Genomic DNA, 19,147 nt, shown 5'->3' with positions numbered 1-19,147 from the left:
GTCGGGGACCGCTGGGCGTCCGGCTGCCCGGCCGTCCGGTCGTGTCGAGGACTCAGGCGGCGACGTCGTCGACGCCCGCGCTGCCCGGCAGCGCGAGCGGGCGCGGTCGAAGCCTCCTGAGACCTCGACGCGGGTCGGGGACTCGAGCCCGCGGACGCCTAGCCGCCGACCGGCACGACCCGCAGCTCGCGCTGCACCTGCAGGGCGAGCTCGCGCAGCAGCACGAGATCGACGCTCTCCGCGCTCCGCGGCTCGGCGTCGACGACGCAGAGCGCGCCGATCCGCACGCCGTCGGGGCTCTCGACCGGGTGGCCCGCGTAGAAGCGCACGCTCGGGTGCGAGACGAAGCGGTCGTCGCGCCAGGCGTCGGGCACGACCATCGCGGTGCCGCTCCGCACGGTCTGCGAGCAGAAGGACGACGCGATCGGCACCTCCACCTGCGACGACCCGGCGATCGACTTGTTCCAGTGCCGGCCGTCCCCGATGAGCGAGAACGAGGCGCCCTGCGCTCCGAGCAGCACGCGCGCCCGCTCGACGATGTCGTCGAACCGCTTCTCGGCGGGCGTGTCGAGCAGGCCGAGGGCGCGGACGGCCGCGATGCGCGTCTCGTCGGTCTGGGGTGCCTCGCGGGCGGTCCGCGCCGTGCTGCCCGCGGCGAGCGCGGCGTCGACGAGCGGTGCGACGACGGCGGCCAGGGCGGCGGCCCAGGCCGGGTAGGGCACGGAGGAGCGGGGCGGCTCCCCGAGGCCCTGCGGCGCGGCGACGGGACCGGGCGGCGACACGACGCGCACCCGCGCACGTGCCGAGCAGAGCTCGTCGGTGACGCGGTTGAGCGACTCGGCGTGCGCGTCGACCACGCCCCCGCAGCGCAGGGCGAACTTCGGCACCGAGCTCGGCGGCTGGATGCCCGTCACGACGATCTCGCACGACGGGTCGACCGCCTCCTCGAGGGCGTCGAGCAGCGCCCCGAGGCCGGCCGCCCACCGCGACGTCGGGACGAGCCGCAACGCGTCGCTCATCCCCAGCACGACGACGACGGCGTCGTACCGGTCGAGGTCGCGACCGGCCACGAAGGAGGCGGCGCTCGCGACGGACACGTCGGCGTCGGCCAGCGCGTCGACGTCGGCTCCGCGGCCGGTCAGCGCCGACAGCGCACGGGCCAGCGTGCCCGGCAGGGCGAGGTCGTGGCTGCGGACGCCCCAGCCGACGGCGGGCCCGTTGCCGAGGACGAGGACGCGATCAGGGTCGATGCCGGGTGCGTGGCCGCTCGGGTGGTCGTCCGGGCACGGCGTCGAGAGGAGCTCGTCGACGACGCGGTAGCGAGTGCGGACCCAGGCCCGGACGAGCGGGAGGGGAAGACGGCGCATTCGGCTACTCCGACCCGGACGACGGGCGTGATCGAGGGGAGCCCGGGCGGTGTGGCCCGGACGAGGCGGGTGGGTCAGGGTGCGGCGGGCGAGGCGGGTGGGTCAGGGAGGGCGAGGACGGGTGACTCGATGATGCTCGTGCGGCCGGGCACGGGCAAGCCCCCGCACGGGGGCGAGACGAGAGAAGCTCAGCCGCGAGACGTGGCGTCCCCGTCGTCGGACGCCGATACGGCACGGGACGCCGCCTGGGCCCGCAGCTCGGCCAGGTCGTCGCCCAGCCCGGCGAGCCGTTCGGCCCGCGCCTCGCCGTAGGCGGCGTCGACGACGACGGAGGCGGCGCGCACGCGGGTGACGACGGCCGCGCCGACGTCCCCCCATGCCCGCGCCACCGCCGTCTGGACGATGTCGTCGATGTACTCGGAGTCGTCGCGCAGGGCGTCGAGCCGGTCGGCGACGGCGGTGTAGGTCTTCTCACGGAACCAGAGCGTCTCGTCGTCGCCCTTGCGGTAGTCGTGCTGGTGACGCGAGCGGCCCTTCGAGCGGAGCGCCTTCTGGCGAGCCTCCCCGATTCGGCGGTTCTGGTAGCGCTGTTCCTCGGCCAGACGGTGCAGGGTGCGGCGGACGGAGGCGGCCGTCTCGTCGTGGTCGAAGACGTCGTCGTCACGCAGCGCACGGACCACGATGCGGTTCGCGACCGACACGATCGCGGCGGCGCGTGCGATGAGCAGCCCCTCGACGACCGACCGCTCGAGTGCCTCGGGGTCGACGGGCGCGGGGTCGGGGCTCGCGGGGCCGGCGCTGCCGCGCGTGCTCCGCCACCTCACGACGCCTCCCCCGCTGCTGCCGCCCGTGCTGCTGCCGCTGCCATGCCTGCTCCTCGTCGACCGGGCCGTCCTGACACGGCGCCTTCCTGATTAAAGACCCGCTGCCGGGACCGCGACGAATCGTCGGTCCCGGCAGCGGGTCGAGGTCACCGCGACGGGCGCGGCGAGGCCGTCAGCCCCGGAGCCGTCAGCCCTGGCTGCCGCCCGCGGCCACCAGGGCGTCCTGCACCGCGCCGACGAAGTCGTCGAGGTCGTCAGGCGTGCGCGAGGTGACGAGGGTGAAGCCGCCCTCGACGTCGGTGACGACAGAGCGGTCGACCCACGCACCTCCGGCGTTCGTCGCGTCGGTCCGCAGGGAGGCGAACGAGGTGAGCTCCTTGCCCTTCAGCAGGTCCGCCTCCACCAGCAGCCAGGGGCCGTGGCAGATGGCGGCGACGGGGCTGCCGGCCGACGCGAACGCCTTGACCAACGCGACGGCGCCCGAGTCCTGGCGGATCGTGTCGGCGTTGATGGTGCCGCCGGGCACGAGGAGCAGGTCGAAGTCGGCCGCGTCGACCTCGTCGATGGTGGTGTCGGGACGGACGGTCTCGCCCGGGTCCTTGTCGCCGACCAGGGTCTGGATCGGCTCGGTCGACTGCGCGGCGACGACCACGGTCGCACCGGCCTCGCGCAGGGCACGGGCGGGGACGACGAGCTCGTCCTGCTCGACGCCGTAGTTGGTGACGACCGCGAGCACGCGTCGTCCGGTCAGATCGGTGGTGGCCATGGGGCTCTCCTCCTCCGGGCCCGCGGGGCGGGCCGATCGATGTCGAGCACAGGTCTACGCCGCCGGGCTGGAGGCACTCTCGGGAGGGTGTCCCCCGGCGGGCACGCGCCTCAGCTCGCCAGCAGCGCCCGCGCCGTGCCCTCGTCGAGGATGAGGTCGGTCGCGAGCCCGGCGGCCAGGGCACCGCGCACGCCGGCGACCTTGGCCTCGCCGGCGACGATGCAGACCCGTCGCGGCGCCCGCCGGATGGTCTCCAGGTCGGGGCCGGTGCCGCGGGCGTTCATCGCGATGTCGGCCGACGAGCCGTCCTCGCGGTAGAACACCGTGGCCACGTCGCCGACGACGCCGTCGCGGTCGAGGCTCAGCTGGTCGCTCTTCTCCAGGTAGCCGCCCGACCAGACGTGGCTGGGCACCCTGGCGTCCCGCGAGCCGACGCCGAAGACGACGAGGTCCATCGAGGCCTGGAGCTCGAGCACGCGCTTGGTGCTGCTCTCACGCCAGAGCGCGCGCTTGGTGGCGGGGTCGTCGAAGAACGCGGGCACGGGGAACTGCTGCACCGCGGCCGAGTACGCCGCCCCGAAGCGCCGCAGGATCTCGCTCGCGTACTCGATGCCGGTCGTCCGCGTGTTCGCTGCGCCGTTGAGCTGCACGACGACGGAGTTGTGCGTCGCACGGGGCACCAACGAGCGGCTGACGGCGCTGAGGGTGGCTCCCCACGCGACCCCGACCACCATGTTCGAGTCGACGTAGGGCGTGATGGTGCGTGCCGCCGACAGCGCGACGCGCTCGAGCCGGTCGATCTCGCTGATCTGGTCGGGCACGGGCACGACGTGGGCGACGACCCCGAACCGGTCGTGCAGCGCGGCGGCCGACCGGGTCGCCTGGTCGAGCGGCGACTTGATCTGGATCTCGACGAGCCCCGTCTCGCGAGCGGCCTTGAGGAGGCGCGAGACCGACGAGCGGGACGTGTTCAGCTCCGAGGCGATCGCCTCCATCGTCAGGTCCTGCATGTAGTACAGGTGCGCCGCACGGAGCGCGTCGTGGGTCTTCTCGGACGTCGTCGCCTCGGCCATCGGCACCTCCGTGCACATCTGTGCAGATACGTTGCACCCTCGTCAGGAGGGGTCGATCATGGACACTACCGGCCAGAGCAGCCGGCGCACGACCCCACCGCTCACCGAACGCAACGGGAAAGAAGCTCCACTGTGACCGAGTCGAAGAAGACAGGGACGATGCGCGCCAACGTGTCGCGCATCGCCGACCGCCCCCACGCCCAGGTGCTGATCGTCGGAGGGGGCATCAACGGCATCGCCACGTTCCGCGACCTCGCCCTCCAGGGCGTCGACGTCGTCCTCGTGGAGCGCGCCGACTACGCGTCGGGCGCCTCCGCGGCCTCGTCGCACATGATCCACGGCGGCATCCGCTACCTCGAGAACGGCGAGTTCCGCCTCGTCCGCGAGAGCGTCGAGGAGCGCAACGGCCTCCTCAAGATCGCCCCGCACTACGTCAAGCCCCTGCAGACGACGATGCCGATCTTCTCGACGTTCTCCGGCCTGCTCAACGCGCCTCTCCGCATGCTGACGCACAAGCAGCGCAGCACGAAGGAGCGCGGCGCGCTGCTCATCAAGGTCGGCATGACCATGTACGACTCGTTCTCGCGTGACGGCGGCTCGGTGCCGCGTCACAAGTTCCTCGGCCGCAAGGCCGCGCTGGCCGAGATGCCGCACCTGAACAAGGACCTGAAGTACACGGGCACCTACTACGACGCCTCCGTGCACGAGCCCGAGCGCCTCGCTCTCGACGTGCTCAAGGACGGCCTGGCCGCCGGCGACCACGCCCGCAGCGCCAACTACCTCGAGGCCGCCGGCACGGCCGACGGCGGCGTCGTCCTCCGCGACGTCGTCTCGGGCACCGAGTTCACCGTCACGGCCGACGTCGTCGTCAACGCCTCGGGCCCCTGGACCGACCTGACGAACGCCGCGCTCGGCGCGGAGTCGCAGTACATGGGCGGCACCAAGGGCTCGCACATCGTCGTCGACAGCCCCGAGCTGCTCGAGGCCACGAACGGCCGCGAGATCTTCTTCGAGAACAACGACGGCCGCATCGTGCTGATCTACCCGCTGAAGGGCCGCGTGCTGATCGGCACCACCGACCTCGAGGCCGACATGGCCGAGCCGGCGGTCTGCACCGAGGAGGAGGTGGACTACTTCTTCGACCTGGTCAAGCACGTCTACCCCGCGATCGAGATCACGCGCGAGAACATCGTCTACCGCTACTCGGGAGTGCGTCCGCTGCCGAAGCACGACGACCTCGCCGCCGGCTTCGTGTCGCGCGACTACCGCATCGTCGAGACCGAGGTCGCCGAGCTGCCGACCAGCAAGGTCCTCAGCCTCGTCGGCGGCAAGTGGACCACCTTCCGTGCCCTCTCGGCCCACCTCTCGACCGAGGCGACGACCCGCCTCGGCGTGACCCGCAAGGTCGACACGACGGGCATGGCGATCGGCGGCGGCAAGGACTTCCCGACCACCGACGCGGCGCGCACGACCTGGGTCGCGGCGCACGCCGACGGCCTCAGCCGCGAGCACGTCGACCGCCTCCTGACCCGCTACGGCACGCGTGCCGAGAGCGTGATCGAGGTGCTGCTCGACCAGCCGTCCGAGCCGCTGGCGAGCGACCCGAGCCTCACCACGGCCGAGATCGCCTACTTCGCCGAGCACGAGGACGCGGTGCACCTCGCCGACGTCGTCCTGCGCCGTACCAACCTCGCCTTCGTCGGCGGCGTCACGATCGAGCTGCTCAGCGAGATCGCCGACGTGCTGGCGTCGAGCCTCGGCTGGACCGCCGACGAGCGCGAGGCCGAGATCGAGGCCACCCTCGACGTGCTGCGCACCTCGCACGGCGTCGAGGTGTCGTCGCAGCACGTGCCGAGCGGCACGCCCGTCGCGAGCACGCCTGCCTCGTAGGAGGCGCCTCCCGCGACCACGAGACCCGCCCGCCCCTCGGGGCCGGGCGGGTCTCGTGCGTCCGGGGTCGGGCGGCTAGTGGCCGAGCTCGATGAGGACGACGCCCGCGACGATGAGGGCGATGCCGACGCCCATGGTCCACGTCAGCGGGTCCTTGAACAAGAGGCGCCCCAGCACCGCAGTCAGCGCGACGCCGGTCGCCGCCCAGACCCCGTAGGCGACGCCGATGGGCAGGCCGAGCGCGAGGGCACCGGCGAGCAACGAGAACGCGGCGACGTACCCGACTGCCACGGGCACGTACCAGCGCTTCCGGCCGTCGGTGGCGAGCTTCAGGCTGATGGTCGCGCCGACCTCGCAGACGATCGCGATCGCGAGCAGGACCCAGCCCATCAGGCGGCGTCCCCGGTGCGCTCCGCGGACGTCGACCCCGACGTCGACGCGGCGGCGGCAGCGGCGGCGGCGGCCCTGGCGGCGTGCGCGCGCTGAGACCCGAGCTCGACGAGCAGCACCCCGGCCACGACGAGCACGAGCCCGACGACCATGACGCCGGTGAGCGCCTGGCCGAAGAGGACGGCCGCGAGGACCGCGGTCAGCGCGACCCCGGTCGCGCCCCAGATGCCGTAGGCGACGCCGATCGCCATGCCGCCGGCGAGCACCCTCGACAGGCAGACGAACGCCGACAGGTAGCCGATCACGACGAGGGCGTACCAGCCGGGCTCGTCGACGGCGGCCTGCAGCGCCAAGGAGGCGGTGACCTCGACGAGGATCGCGCCCGCCAGCCAGAGCCACGTCACGGGCCTCACCGCCCGGGGCCGTCGAGTGAGGTCACCTCTCGAGGGTAGCCGCACGCGTCGCCCGCCTGACGTCGCCGCAACATCGTCCCTGACGTACTGGGCCCCTGGAGACCCCGAGGAGACGAGGACGACCGATGAACAGACGAGAGACCCCCCGCAGGACGAGGACGACGCTCGTCACGCTGATCGTGGCCGGCGTCGTGCTGACGCCGACGCTGCCGGCGGCCGCGACCACCGCGCAGAGCCCCGTGCCGGACGGCCGGTACCCGTTCGTGGTGCAGGTGGAGCGGGACCGAGGGGACGGCTGGCAGCACTCCTGCGGGGCCGCCCTGGTCGGCGAGCGCCTGGTCGTGACCGCTGCCCACTGCCTGCCGCCGGACGACGGCCTCGACTCGCTGCGGCTGGTCTTCGACCGGGTCGACCTGACCAGCCCGGCGGAGGAGGTGGTCGGCGCCGACGGCATCGCGGAGATCGTCTCCCTCGACTGGGAGGACGAGACGGTCGGGTACCACGACATCGGCGTGATCGTCCTCGACGAGCCACGTCCGGAGGCACCGGTCGGCCTCGCCCCGGAGGGAGCGGCGCCACCTGCCTCCCCGGGCACGGCAGCCACGCTGACCGGCTGGGGTCGGGAGCCCGGCGGGCTGCCGACCCTGGTGCTGGAGGAGTCGGTGCTGGCCGTCAGGCCGACCAGCGACTGCGACCACGACGCCGACACCCCGGCCCAGGAGGGCATCTGCGCCGGGGAGGTCGACTCCGTCCGATCCGGCGACAGCGGCGGACCCCTCTTCGTGGTCGACGACGCCGGGGCCGCGACCCAGGTCGGCGTCGTGTCGGGCGGCTTCGTGGACCGACCCACGTCGTTCACCGACGTCGCCGACCACGTCATGTGGCGTTCGCTCCGAGGTGCTGCGGCGACGGAGGAGACGCGTCGGCTCATCTCGGACGCGGCCGGGCTCGCTCCTGCCGCAGCGCCCGCCGCGGGGCCACGCGATCCGAGAGTTCATCGGATGGACACCTCGGACGACGCACAATGATGTCCATGATATTCCATGTACACAAAACGCATGAAGACCGCGAGCGCGTTCCTGAGCGTCCTGTTCGCCGCCACGACCATCGTCTCCAGCACGCCCGCCGCCGCCGTGGACAGCGCCCCGCCTCCCGGACCCGAGCACGAGGCCGCGTCAGCAGCAGCCGTCCTCGACGCCCCGGTGGTGCTGCAGACGGCCGATGACGGCACCCGCCCCCTGTCGGTCCAGTTCGCCGATCGCGAGTTCTCGATCAGACCGGGGGCGGAGGGCATCCGGATCCTGGCGACCTACACCTGGTGGGAGGACTTCGCCGAGCCTGTCGAGGTCGATCTCGACACGTACCACGCGGGCGGCCGGACGCTCGTCGACGGCCAGCCGGGCCCGGCCGTGTTCGCACCGGGCCAGTCGAGGCAGATCGACATGACCATCCCCGGGACGTTCGACGAGATCCCCGACCTGCACGTGTACATCAAGGGACACGGCATCGCGCAGCTCGCTCCCGACCGCCTCCGCGCACCGACCATCGACTCGGTCGGTCGCGGCGTCACGTGCGGAGAGCGACCAGGCGACGCCGACGGGGACCTGATCCCCGACGAGCTGGAGCGAGAAGGCTTCGCGATCGTCGGCAACAGCCTGGTCCCGTGGGACGACGCCCTCGGCGACGAGGGCAGGAAACGCCTGACCTCCGACCCCGCAGCCTGCCGCACGGCCCATGATCCCTACACCGACTTCGAGAAGGCGACGGGAGCGATCCCGGCCAGCGGGCCCACCGCCTCCCGCGACCCGATGGTCGCGTCTGCGCCGGTCGTGACGGTGGGCATGGAGAAGATGATGGTGACGCCCACGACGGTGTCGTCCGAGGGGACCACGACGACGCGGTCGTTCACGACCTCCAAGTCGACGTCGCTGACGCTCGGCGGCAAGGGCGGCTGGGAGGGCGGCGGCGAGATGAGCGAGACCGGCGGGAAGGTGTCCGGCAAGAGCTCAGCCGAGTTCAGCGGCTCGTTCTCCCGGTCGCACTCGATCACGGACGGCTCGTCGACGACGTGGAGCACATTGATCACCGACACGTACAACCGGGCGGCCGAGCTCAACGGCAACGTGCGGTACCACAACGTCGGAACGGCACCGATCTACGACGCCCACCCGACCACGAACTGGGTCGTGGACGACGAGTCCATCGCGACGTTCCGTGCCGGCCCGAACTTCCAGGCCGACGCGTTGAACGCCGGCGACACCTACCCTCGGGCAGGTTCCACGGCGCTCTCCCTGGAGACGATCAACGACGCGGGCACCGTGGCGCTGACGATCAGCACGGACGAGCTGACCCGGATCCGCAACGGGACCCAGGTGACGCTGGAGACGCTGCAGACCTCGGGCAACTACGGCGCGTACCGTCCCGACGGGTCCCTCGACACTGCAGCCGGCGCCTGGGGCGGCGTCCTGGCCGCGGTGCGGGCGACCTCGGGAACCCTGGTGCTCGACGCGTCGGAGGAGACCGCCGAGCGGTACGTCGCGGCTGCCGACCCTCGCGATCCCGACTCCTCGACGCCCGCCCTCAGCATCGGCGAGTCGATCAAGAGGGCCTTCGACGTCTCGGTCCACGGGAACGAGTGGACCTACCGCAGCCACGTCCCCGGCGATCCGTCCTCGTCGAGGCCGATCAGGGTCGACAGCGACGCGGTGATGCTGACCACCGACGAGCCGACCCGCGCGATCATCGACGCCTACCGGGCCGAGCACCCCGGCGCCGGCATCTACGACGTCCCCCTCCGCCCGGGGATGAACATCGGCATCAAGCCCGCGACCGAGCACCACGACTTCGACAGCTCCTCTGACGGATGGCAGGGCGAGCACATGGACGCCGGTTACGTCCGCAGCACCATCCAGACCATCTCCGGTCTCGTCACGGGCCGTCTCTACGGCGTCCGGACCCGCATGTCCGGCCGAGCCGACGAGGCGGGCGCGGGCCATCGCAGGATCATGTCGGTCGTCGGAGACGGCCTGGTCCTGACACAGGCCGACATGGACCTCCCCGAGGAGGAGACGTGGGAGGACACGTACGTGGAGTTCACGGCCGCTGGCGACGAGGTGGACATCTACGGCAGCTACTCGATCGACGAGTTCTCGTTGTTCGACTACGGGACGGCAGACCAGGCCGACGTCGAGTGGACGAGCCGGCCCGACGACGACGTCCGCGTGACGGATTCTCGGACACCGTTCGAGGTGCCCGTCAGCTGGCTGGACACGGAGGGTTCCGGGGACCTCACGCTCGCGCTGTCTCGGAACGGGGGCGATCTCGACTTGTCGAACCCCCGGAACATCGTGTTCACGACCGGGGGCTCACTCGGGAGCTGGACGTCCACGACCGCTGAACGTGGCCGGGGTCTCGTCCGCCGAGAGCTGCTGGAGGAGGGGGACTCCACGATGTTCGTCTTCACCGAGACCGCAGACGAGATGGGGTACGACCTCGTGGCCATCGTGCCCGTCACGGTCGGACCGGAGAAGAGGGCCGAGATCGCGTTCTGGGGCAGCGGCGGGACGCGCTACTGCACGGTGCGGTTCCCCGCACTCGAGACACCGGCGTTCTCGGGCGAGCTCCTCCGAACGATCACCATGCCCGAGACCGGCACCACCGGCAGATGCCCGAACGACGAGATCTACGACGCAGAGTTCACGAACATGCCGGTCGGCACGGAGCTCAGCGTCTTCGACCCGCCGAGCGGCGACCGCAAGGACGACTTTGTGGTCTGGCAGAACACCCGCGAGACGACCGGCAGGCTGCGACTCGATCCGAGATCCACGGCGGTCGACGGCGTGAAGGTGATCGAGCGCAACGACCACAACGGCCTGCTGGGCAAGGTGTCTCGAGCCGTCGTCCAGTACCCGGGGGCACCGACGGCCGGCCCCTGACGCCGGTAGCTCAGGCCTCGGCGAGGCCCGCCGGCTCGACGAGGCGCCGCAGGGCGATGAGCCCGTCGCGCAGGCGGGTCTTCATGGTGCCGAGCGGCACACCTGCCCTGTCGGCCGCCTCCGACTGGGTGAGGCCGCCCCAGTAGGTCAGCTCGAGAGCCTGGCGCTGCACGGGAGAGAGGCCTCCGAGCGCCCGGCTCACGCGGGCGTGCTCGATCCTCACCGCAGCCGTCTCCGCGACGTCGTCCCGGACGGGGTCCAGGTCGCGGACGCCGGCGGCGACGTCCCTGGCGCGGCTCGCCTGCGACGACCGCACCCGGTCGATCGCACGACGACGCGCCTGGACGAGCAGCCAGGACAGGGCCGTGCCCCTGGCCGGGTCGAAGCGGGAGGCGGTCTGCCAGACCGCGAGGAACACCTCCTGCACGACCTCCTCCGACTGCGCGGGGTCGACGAGCACCCGGCGGACGAGGCCGTGCACGCGAGACGCCGTGCGGTCGTAGAACACGGCGAAGGCGCGTTCGTCGCCGCCGGCGGTCGCGACCACGAGGTCGTCGTCCGAGGGCGAGGCCTCGAGGGGATGCGCTGATGCGAGTGTCACGGTGCCGTCCGGTCAGGGTGGGGTACGAGTGGGAGCGAGGACGCTCCCCCGAGCGCTGCGGCCACTGTATGCGCCCGCATGATCCCCGGGTCCCCCACTTCGGGGGACGCAGAGCCCACTGGTACATCAGCTTCGACGCATCACCTGCCACACGGGACATTTCCCCGGTATCCTGTCCGCGGAGCGCCCGCCCGAGACCCCCACGATCGGAGACACCAGTGCCCGTCCCCACCTCCGCCCCGACGACCGAGCGGCAGCTGCTGCGCGACACGGTCCGCAGCCGACTGCGCGAAGCCATCCTCGACGGCACCCTCGAGCCGGGCGAGCGCCTGCACGACGACGAGCTGGTGGCCTGGCTGCAGGTGTCGCGCACCCCGATCCGCGAGGCGCTCAGCGACCTCGTCCGCGCCGGCCTCGTCGAGATGGCCCCGAACCGCTGGACGCGGGTGGCGACGCCCGACGCCGGCCAGGCCGTCGAGGCCGTCCAGACGCTCGGCGTGCTGTTCGGCGGGGCGGTCCGCCTGGCCGTGCCGCGCCTCCCCGAGACAGTCGTCAAGCAGATCAGCGCGGCGGTCGCGGTCTGCGTCGGCGACATCGAGCGCGATGACGGCCCGGCGCTCAACGCGCACGCCGTCGCCCTCTTCGACACCTACGTCGAGCACTGCGGCAACAGCGCCCTCAAGAAGGTCTGCCGCGACGTCACGGACGGCCTCGCCTACTCGCTGCGCGTGCCGAACATCGTCGAGGTGCTGAACTGGGCCGCGATGAGCGGCTCGCTCGTCGCCCTCGAGCAGGCGACCCGAGACCGCGACCCGATCCGGGCCGAGCTCGCCGCCGAGGCGATGCACGAGCTGCCGGGCGAGAGGCCGCTCTCGCCCGACCGCGCCGGCAGCTGACGACGGCAGCTAGACCGTCGTCGCGTCGTCGACCTCGCCCACCAGCTCCTCGATGATGTCCTCCAGGAAGAGCACGCCGGTCGTCTCGCCCATCACCGAGACGGCGCGGGCGACGTGGGCTCCGCTGCGGCGCATGGACGCCAGCGCGTCCTCGAGGTCGGCGTCGTGCGGCACCGCCCCGAGCCGACGGACCCGCTTCGCGGGCACGGGCGCATCGAGGGCCTCGAGCGAGGTCAGGTCCATCACGTCCTTGAGGTGCAGGTAGCCCGTGGGCTGCCCGTCGTCGTCCGTCAGTACGTAGCGCGAGTAGCCGTGCTCGGCGACGGCGAGCTGCACGTCGCGAGGGGTCGCGCCCGGCACGAGCCGCACCATCTCGGCCACGGGCACCTCGACGTCGCGCACCTTGCGGGTGGTGAACTCGAACGCCGCCGACAGGGTGCCCGAGGCGTCGGACAGCACGCCCTCGCGGGTCGACTGCTGCACGATGTTCGCGACCTCGTCGAGCGTGTAGGTGCTCGTCGCCTCGTCCTTCGGCTCGACCCTGAACAGTCGCAGCACCGCGTTGGCGACGCCGTTCAGCGACCAGATGACGGGCTTGAACACGGTCGCGACGAAGACCAGAGGAGGCGCGAGCAGCAGCGCCGCCCGGTCCGGCACCGAGAACGACAGGTTCTTCGGGATCATCTCGCCGACCACCACGTGCAGGAAGGTGACGAGCACCAGGGCGATCACGAACGCGACGACACCGATGGCCTCGGGCGTCAGGGGCGTCGCGGCCAGCGGGATCTCGAGCAGGTGGTGGATGGCCGGCTCGGACACGTTGAGGATCACGAGCGAGCAGACGGTGATGCCGAGCTGGCTCGTCGCGAGCATGAGCGTGGCGTGCTCCATCGCCCACAGCGTCTTCTTCGCGGCCTTGCTGCCGGCCTCGGCGCGGGGCTCGATCTGCGAGCGGCGGGCGGAGATGACGGCGAACTCGGCGCCGACGAAGAAGCCGTTGACGATCAGCAGCACGAACAGCCAGATGATGCCGGGCAGGTACTCGTTCATCGGTCCAGGTCCTCTCTCAGTCCGGCGACGACCCGGTCGTGGTCGGTGGGGGCAGGCACGGTGCCGTGCACCGCGTCGACCTCGTCCACCGTGCGGGCAGGGGCGCCGGAGGCGGTCGGCAGCTCGGCCGGCGAGGGCACGAACCGCAGGCGCTCGAGCCGCTGCCCGACCACGCGCTCGACGCGCAGCGTGCCGCTCTCGAGCTCGACCTCGTCGCCCACCTCTGGCAGCCGGTCGAGCTGCTCGGTGACGAAGCCGCCGACGGTCTCGTAGTCGCCGTCGTCGGGCACCCGCACCGTGGCGCGGTCCCAGAGCTCGTCGGGGCGCAGCGCGGCGTCGAAGACGACGGTGCCCGACGACCGGACGATGCCGGCCTTGGCGCGGTCGTGCTCGTCCTCGAGCTCGCCGACCAGCTCCTCCACCAGGTCCTCGAGCGTGACGAGGCCCGCCGTGCCGCCGAACTCGTCGGCGACGACGGCGATCTGGAAGCCCTCGCGACGCAGCAGGCCGAGCAGGGTGTCGACGCCCATCGACTCGGGCACGAAGCGCGCGTCCGAGACGAGGCTGGCCACCGGGACGGAGGCCCGCTCCTCTGCGGGCAGCGCGAAGGCCTGCTTGACGTGCACGACGCCGACGATGTCGTCGCTGTCGTCGCCGATCACGGGGAACCGCGAGAAGCCGCTCGCGAGCGCCGTCTCGACGACGTCGGCCGCGGTGTCGGTGGACCGGACGGTGGTCATGCGGACCCTGGGGGTCATGACGTCGACCGCCGCGTGCTCGGAGAACCGCAGGGTGCGGCCCAGGAGGGTCGCGTGGTCGTCGTCGAGCATGCCCTCGAGCGCGGAGCGACGCACCAGCGAGCTGAGCTCCTCCGCGGACCGGGAGCCGGACAGCTCCTCCTTCGGCTCGATGCCCATCTTGCGGATCGCGGCGTTCGCGGTGTTGTTGAAGAGCAGGATGACCGGCTTGAACACGGTCGTGAATGTCGCCATGAACGGCACGACGAACTTGGCCGTCGCGAGCGGCAGGGCGAGGGCGAAGTTCTTGGGGACGAGCTCGCCGACGACCATGGAGAAGAGCGTCGCGATCACGATGCCGACCACGGCGCCGATGCCGGGGATGACGGCCGCGGGCACGCCGAGGTCGCCGAGCGGGGCGCTGAGCAGCGAGCTGATCGCGGGCTCGAAGGTGTAGCCGGTGAGGAGCGTCGTCAGCGTGATGCCGAGCTGGGCTCCGGAGAGGTGCGTCGACGTGATGCGCAGCGCCTTGATCGTCGGCGCGAGGCGCTTCTCGCCACGGGCCTGGCGGGCCTCGAGGTCGTTGCGGTCGAGGTTCACGAGCGAGAACTCGGACGCCACGAAGAAGCCGGTGCCGACGGTCAGGAAAAGACCTACGGCGAGCATGGCCCACTCGTTCACTGAGCCCCTCCCCGCTCGTCAGCGACACCGTGGGGTGTCAGGGCGCGGAAGGGCGTCGGCATGTGAGAGGGAGGGTCGTCCATGCGGTGATGGTAGGGAGCGACGCCGCGACGATGCTGTGAACCTGCAGCGGGTGCAGGTCGCCGGTGGGCGTCGTCTCCAGCCCGTACGCTGGGAGCCGATCGATCGGAGACACCCTGTGACTGACATGAGCCTCCGGCTGCCGACCAGGCGCTTCCGCGCCGTGTTCGCGCTGGGCACGCGCCACGCGGCGACGCTGCCGCTGCCCACCTCGCTCGGCAAGCCCAACCTCTTCGGCGAGTGGGACGACGAGACCGAGCTCAGCAGCCTGTACGTCGGCTTCGGCACGGGCCAGGTGCACCTCGACGCCGTCGACGGCGGGGCCGAGCACCACTTCCACGACGCCGCGGGCGACGACACCGACACCAGCCCGTGGGGCCCCGGCGACACCGCCCAGGTCGTCGCCTGGGCGACGGCGCTGCTGACCGACCTGCAGGCCCTGATGCCCGACCTGATCGACGACGTCGACGACGCGGCCGCCTGGCACGACGCAGGACTCGACCTCTGGGTCTGCGAGGTCGAGGAGCCGACGCACCTCGACCTGATCGAGGTCGACATCGAGGGCGAGCTGCTCACGCTGCCGTGGCTCGGCGCCGGGCACGTCGAGCACGACCACGTCGACGAGGCCCCCGACGACAGCCGTGAGCACCCGATCGCCCTGCTCTGGGCAGCCGACGAGCACCGCACGCCCGACCTGCCGATCGCCGAGGCGTGGCTCACGCCGGGCACCGAGCAGACCGTCACGCGGGCTCTGCCCGGCGTCGACTGGGCCGCGGTCGGCATGCCCGCCGACGAGGTGCTGCCGTGGCTCGAGGGCATCTACCTCAACCACCACGTGCTGCCCGACCCGGCCGGCACCATCCTCACCGGCGTGCTCGAGCGCCTCGGCGGGATCGACGGCAACGACTAGCCCGGCCTGCAGGTCAGCCAGGTCAGGTCACGTCAGGTCAGCTCAGGTCAGACCAGGTCGCCGGACTCCGACAGCGAGGGCTCCTCTGGGCCGGTGAGCTGGTAGTCGTGCACGTCGCTGTGCCGGATCTCCGCCTCCTGCTCGTCGGTCGGGCCCGAGCCGCGGAAGTCGTCGAGGGCGTTCCGCGACACCCAGCGCTCGGCGACGTTGATGCGGCCAGGGTCGACGATGTCGGGCGACAGCGCGAAGTCGAGGCAGCCGGGGGCGTCACGGCCCGCCTCGACGAGGCTCACGCAGGAGGCGAGGTAGTCGTCGCGCAGCTCAGGGTCGACGAGCAGGTGGCCGGTCACGATGATCATGGCTCGCAGTCAACACCGGACGACCGACAGCGGGACGAGCGTCAGGCCCGCCACCACTCGTCGGCCGGGCTCGCCGGCACGCGGCGCTTGTGCTCGGTCGCGAGGTAGCGGGCCTCGATGAGGTCGGCGATCGCGTCGTCGACCTCTCCGCCCTCGAGGTACTCGTCGATGTCGGCGTAGGTGAGGCCGAGGTTGGCCTCGTCGGTCTGGCCGGGGGTCTCGTCGAGCAGGTCGGCCGTCGGTGCCTTCTCGTACAGCCGGGCCGGCGCGCCGAGGTGGGAGAGGAGGGCCTTGCCCTGGCGCTTGCTCAGCCCGGTGAGCGGCACGAGGTCGACGCCGCCGTCGCCGTACTTGGTGAAGAAGCCCGTCAGCGCCTCGGCGGCGTGGTCGGTCCCGACGACGAGCAGGCCCCGCTCGCTCGCGATCGCGTACTGCGCCACCATGCGGGTGCGCGCTTTGACGTTGCCCTTGGCGAAGTCGCTCAGCGGGGCGCCGGTCGCCTCGGCGACGTCCTGTGCTGTCCCGTCGACGCCGTGCTGGATGTTGACCACGAGGCCCTCGGCACCGTCGATGAACCGCAGGGCGAGCTGGGCGTCCTCCTCGTCGGCCTGCACCTTGTAGGGCATCCGCACGGTGACGAGCTCAGCGGTGCCGCCGTCGCGGCGGACGCCCTCGACCGCGAGCTGGCAGAGGCGGCCCGCGAGGGTGCTGTCCTGGCCGCCGCTGACGGCGAGCACGAAGCCCCCGGCGCCGGTCGTCTCGAGGTAGTCGCGGAGGAAAGCGACCCGTCGCTCGACCTCGGCGGCCGGGTCGATGTCGGGGCGGACGGCGAGCTCGGAGATGATGGTGGCCTGCAGCGCTCTCATGCGACGACTCTAGCCACGCGTCGCCCGGCCGGCACCCGTCAGGGCGTGCCGCGTGGGCGCCGGGGCAGGACTACTTCGACGTCGAGAGGGCCACGAAGGCCGCGACGGTCAGCACGAGGCCGACGAGGGTGATCGCGCTGACGAGTCCGATGAAGAATTCGGCCATGGGAGGCTCCTGCCTGGTCGAGGTGACGGTGGCCCCATCCTCTCAGACGGCGGCTGATCAGTCGGCGATCGGGCCGGAGACGTCGGGGCCGGGCGCGGGCCGACCTGCGACGGCCAGCACCGTCGCGATGGTGCGCGGATGCGCCAGCACCCTGAAGTGGCCGCCGGTCGGCAGCAGCACGTTGTCGGCGCCGACCAGCACGCTGCTCTCGGGGATGTGCGGGTCGAACTCGCCGTAGATCGACGTGATGCGCTCGTTGACGGCCTGGTCGCGCGACAGCATCACGGTCGTCGCGTCGCGCGGCGAGAAGGCCCTGAGGCTCGGCAGCAGCAGCCAGGCCGCGTACCGGGAGCCGCTGAACGGCGTGCACACGGCCACCATCCGGTCGACCCGACGGGTGTCGTCGAGCAGGGCCATCAGGTACTTGCCGACCAGCCCGCCCTTGCTGTGCGCGACGACGACCACGTCGCGCAGGTCGTGCTCGAGCACGTAGGCGGCCACGTCGCGGGCGGTCGCCTCCACGGGCCGGCCGTTGCGCCCGAGCGACGCGATCACGTGCACCGGGTGCCCCTCGTCGTGCACCCGCTCGATCAGCGGACGGAGGAACGCCCAGGTCTCCCAGATGCCGGGCAGCACGAGCACCGGTCGCCCGTCGCCCGAGAGGTAGTCGTCGGCGCCGCGCGGCGAGAGCACCGCACGCAGCTGCCACCAGGCCGCGAACGCGTAGTCCTGCAGCCACCAGACGCCGTGCCGCAGCGCACGACGGAGGGCCGGGCGGGGCGGCCGAGGAGGCGCGGCGGAGGCGGACGGCATGGTCCCTGCACAGTAGGGGGCCGGGAGGCGGCTGTCCGGTCGCCGAGCCAGGGGCGCGACCCGCGCCTCCTGCGTGTGAGGATGTCGACGATGGACGAGCACGACGGCACCGGGGCGACACCGCCGCCGTTCCGCCGCGCCGTGCACGGCGACGACCTGGACGCGGCCCGCGACCTCTACGAGACGCAGTACCCGGGCGAGGGCTTCCGGCTCGACCAGCTCGACCGTCCGTTCGAGTACCGGTACGCAGCCGTCGGCGACGACGACGTGTCGCTCCGCACCTCCGAGTTCCACGGGTCGGCCCGCGGCACGGCCGACGCCGTGCCCGAGTACGTCGTGTCGTGGCTGGTCGACGGCTGCGGCACCGTCGACGTCGGCCGCGACGAGGTGGGGCTGCGGCCGCTCGTGCCGCGGATCGCGCCGACCCGGGCCTACTCGTTCGACTTCGCCGACTACCGGCAACGACTCGTGCACGTCGGCGCCGCGCACCTCGAGCGGCTGGCCGTCGAGCGCGGGGACGTGGCCTCGGGGCACGTGACGTTCTTCCACGCCGCGCCGATCGGGGAGGCGGGGCTGCGGCGGTGGCGGGCCGTGATCTCGGAGACGACACCGGTGCTGCTCGACCTCGCCGCACCTCCTCTGCTGCGGGCCGAGGCGAACAGACGACTCGCCCTCGCCGTGCTCGAGACGTTCCCGCACGAGGTGGGGGCCGCACCCGCCGTGCTCGCTCCGGGTGCTCCGGGGGCGCCGGGCGCACCCGCGGCTCCGGGCTCGCGACGCCTCGCCCTCGCCGTCGAGTACCTGCACGAGCACGCCCACGAGCCGATCGGCGTCGCCGACGTCGCGCAGGCGGCCGACCTCAGCGTGCGGGGGCTCCAGGTCGCCCTGCAGCGGGCGCTGGACGTCAGCCCGACCGTGCTGCTGCGGCAGATCCGGCTCGACCGGGTGCACGCCGACCTCGCCGTCGCCACCCCCGAGACGACCACGGTCGGGGCCGTCGCGCGCCACTGGGGGTTCAGCCACCTCGGACGCTTCTCGGCGGTCTACCACGAGCGGTTCGGCGAGCACCCGAGCACGACGCTGCGGGGCTGAGGGCGCCGAGCGCACGCGGCCCCGGCAGGGATGCACACCGCCGCGAGCGAATTGAAGACGCGCGATCCCCGCCCCGTGGGAACGACTCTGCCGGGGAAATCAACGTAGGACGTCGAATTGCGGGCCCAGTTCACTCTGCACCGCGTCTCGAAGCAGCATGCCTGCAGTCAGGAAGAGTGTCTCGTTCTCAGGCGTGTCCCAGCCAGTGAACGGGTCTGCGTGGTCGCGCCACAGCTG

At 72.1% G+C, this 19,147-nt stretch carries 18 protein-coding genes; 6 read left to right on the top strand and 12 right to left on the bottom strand.

All coding sequences use genetic code 11. The annotated features are described in order from the left end of the window. Positions 1-158: 158 nt before the first annotated feature. The 4 genes from JOE35_RS04810 to JOE35_RS04795 all read right to left on the bottom strand — a co-directional run bounded on the left by JOE35_RS04810 (position 159) and on the right by JOE35_RS04795 (position 4,030). Positions 159-1,367, bottom strand: a complete 1,209-nt coding sequence (locus JOE35_RS04810; RefSeq protein WP_209560100.1) for a GAF domain-containing protein — start codon at positions 1,365-1,367, stop codon at positions 159-161. Positions 1,368-1,555: 188 nt separating this feature from the next. Next, entirely contained in the window at positions 1,556-2,191 is a 636-nt protein-coding gene (locus JOE35_RS04805) for a hypothetical protein (protein ID WP_209560098.1), read from the bottom strand. Positions 2,192-2,378: 187 nt separating this feature from the next. Beyond that, positions 2,379-2,957 (bottom strand): type 1 glutamine amidotransferase domain-containing protein, encoded by a 579-nt coding sequence (locus JOE35_RS04800; RefSeq protein ID WP_209560096.1) that lies wholly within the window; start codon positions 2,955-2,957, stop codon positions 2,379-2,381. 110 nt (positions 2,958-3,067) lie between these two features. Further along, the gene (locus tag JOE35_RS04795) at positions 3,068-4,030 is read right to left on the bottom strand and encodes a sugar-binding transcriptional regulator (protein ID WP_209560095.1); all 963 of its coding nucleotides are present in this window, start codon (positions 4,028-4,030) and stop codon (positions 3,068-3,070) included. A gap of 132 nt (positions 4,031-4,162) precedes the next feature. Here JOE35_RS04795 and JOE35_RS04790 point away from each other — a divergent pair, with 132 nt between their 5' ends. Further along, on the top strand, positions 4,163-5,920 hold the full coding sequence (locus JOE35_RS04790; RefSeq protein WP_374099693.1) for an FAD-dependent oxidoreductase: 1,758 nt from the start codon (positions 4,163-4,165) through the stop codon (positions 5,918-5,920). 75 nt (positions 5,921-5,995) lie between these two features. Here JOE35_RS04790 and JOE35_RS04785 read toward each other — a convergent pair whose 3' ends face one another. Continuing rightward, the gene (locus JOE35_RS04785; protein ID WP_209560093.1) at positions 5,996-6,310 is read right to left on the bottom strand and encodes a multidrug efflux SMR transporter; all 315 of its coding nucleotides are present in this window, start codon (positions 6,308-6,310) and stop codon (positions 5,996-5,998) included. Beyond that, a complete protein-coding gene (locus tag JOE35_RS04780) occupies positions 6,310-6,714 on the bottom strand; it encodes a multidrug efflux SMR transporter (protein ID WP_209560091.1) in 405 nt (134 codons plus the stop codon). The genes JOE35_RS04785 and JOE35_RS04780 overlap by 1 nt, the downstream gene beginning before the upstream one ends. A gap of 134 nt (positions 6,715-6,848) precedes the next feature. Here JOE35_RS04780 and JOE35_RS04775 point away from each other — a divergent pair, with 134 nt between their 5' ends. Together JOE35_RS04775 and JOE35_RS04770 are read left to right on the top strand one after the other, a co-directional pair. After that, positions 6,849-7,751 carry a trypsin-like serine protease gene (locus JOE35_RS04775; RefSeq protein WP_209560090.1) on the top strand — a complete coding sequence of 301 codons (903 nt, stop codon included), beginning with the start codon at positions 6,849-6,851 and terminating at the stop codon, positions 7,749-7,751. A 30-nt stretch (positions 7,752-7,781) separates the two neighbouring features. Beyond that, on the top strand, positions 7,782-10,658 hold the full coding sequence (locus JOE35_RS04770) for a binary toxin-like calcium binding domain-containing protein (protein ID WP_209560089.1): 2,877 nt from the start codon (positions 7,782-7,784) through the stop codon (positions 10,656-10,658). A gap of 10 nt (positions 10,659-10,668) precedes the next feature. Here JOE35_RS04770 and sigK read toward each other — a convergent pair whose 3' ends face one another. After that, the gene (sigK, locus tag JOE35_RS04765) at positions 10,669-11,259 is read right to left on the bottom strand and encodes an ECF RNA polymerase sigma factor SigK (RefSeq protein ID WP_209560088.1); all 591 of its coding nucleotides are present in this window, start codon (positions 11,257-11,259) and stop codon (positions 10,669-10,671) included. A gap of 218 nt (positions 11,260-11,477) precedes the next feature. Between sigK and JOE35_RS04760 the strand changes: the two genes are divergently transcribed. Then, the gene (locus tag JOE35_RS04760; protein WP_307802938.1) at positions 11,478-12,155 is read left to right on the top strand and encodes a GntR family transcriptional regulator; all 678 of its coding nucleotides are present in this window, start codon (positions 11,478-11,480) and stop codon (positions 12,153-12,155) included. Between the two features lie 9 nt (positions 12,156-12,164). On the opposite strand, the gene JOE35_RS04755 is transcribed toward JOE35_RS04760, so the two are convergent. Then, on the bottom strand, positions 12,165-13,205 hold the full coding sequence (locus JOE35_RS04755; RefSeq protein ID WP_209560086.1) for a hemolysin family protein: 1,041 nt from the start codon (positions 13,203-13,205) through the stop codon (positions 12,165-12,167). After that, on the bottom strand, positions 13,202-14,623 hold the full coding sequence (locus JOE35_RS04750) for a hemolysin family protein (protein WP_209560085.1): 1,422 nt from the start codon (positions 14,621-14,623) through the stop codon (positions 13,202-13,204). The genes JOE35_RS04755 and JOE35_RS04750 overlap by 4 nt, the downstream gene beginning before the upstream one ends. Before the next feature lie 199 nt (positions 14,624-14,822). Between JOE35_RS04750 and JOE35_RS04745 the strand changes: the two genes are divergently transcribed. Then, entirely contained in the window at positions 14,823-15,614 is a 792-nt protein-coding gene (locus JOE35_RS04745; protein WP_209560084.1) for a hypothetical protein, read from the top strand. A gap of 47 nt (positions 15,615-15,661) precedes the next feature. Here the strand turns inward: JOE35_RS04745 and JOE35_RS04740 are convergent, their stop codons facing one another. The 3 genes from JOE35_RS04740 to JOE35_RS04730 all read right to left on the bottom strand — a co-directional run bounded on the left by JOE35_RS04740 (position 15,662) and on the right by JOE35_RS04730 (position 17,818). Then, complete coding sequence (locus JOE35_RS04740; protein WP_209560083.1) at positions 15,662-15,973, bottom strand: putative quinol monooxygenase; 312 nt, start codon at positions 15,971-15,973, stop codon at positions 15,662-15,664. A 41-nt stretch (positions 15,974-16,014) separates the two neighbouring features. After that, positions 16,015-16,839 (bottom strand): ammonia-dependent NAD(+) synthetase, encoded by an 825-nt coding sequence (gene nadE / locus JOE35_RS04735; protein WP_209560082.1) that lies wholly within the window; start codon positions 16,837-16,839, stop codon positions 16,015-16,017. Positions 16,840-17,062: 223 nt separating this feature from the next. Further along, positions 17,063-17,818, bottom strand: a complete 756-nt coding sequence (locus JOE35_RS04730; protein WP_209560081.1) for a triacylglycerol lipase — start codon at positions 17,816-17,818, stop codon at positions 17,063-17,065. Between the two features lie 90 nt (positions 17,819-17,908). Here JOE35_RS04730 and JOE35_RS04725 point away from each other — a divergent pair, with 90 nt between their 5' ends. Further along, positions 17,909-18,910 carry a helix-turn-helix domain-containing protein gene (locus tag JOE35_RS04725; RefSeq protein ID WP_209560080.1) on the top strand — a complete coding sequence of 334 codons (1,002 nt, stop codon included), beginning with the start codon at positions 17,909-17,911 and terminating at the stop codon, positions 18,908-18,910. The last annotated feature ends 237 nt before the right edge of the window (positions 18,911-19,147 follow it).

This window comes from Frigoribacterium sp. PvP032 (genome assembly GCF_017833035.1).
Classification (GTDB): Bacteria; Actinomycetota; Actinomycetes; order Actinomycetales; family Microbacteriaceae; genus Frigoribacterium.
This window is presented reverse-complemented; position numbering and strand designations above follow the sequence as displayed.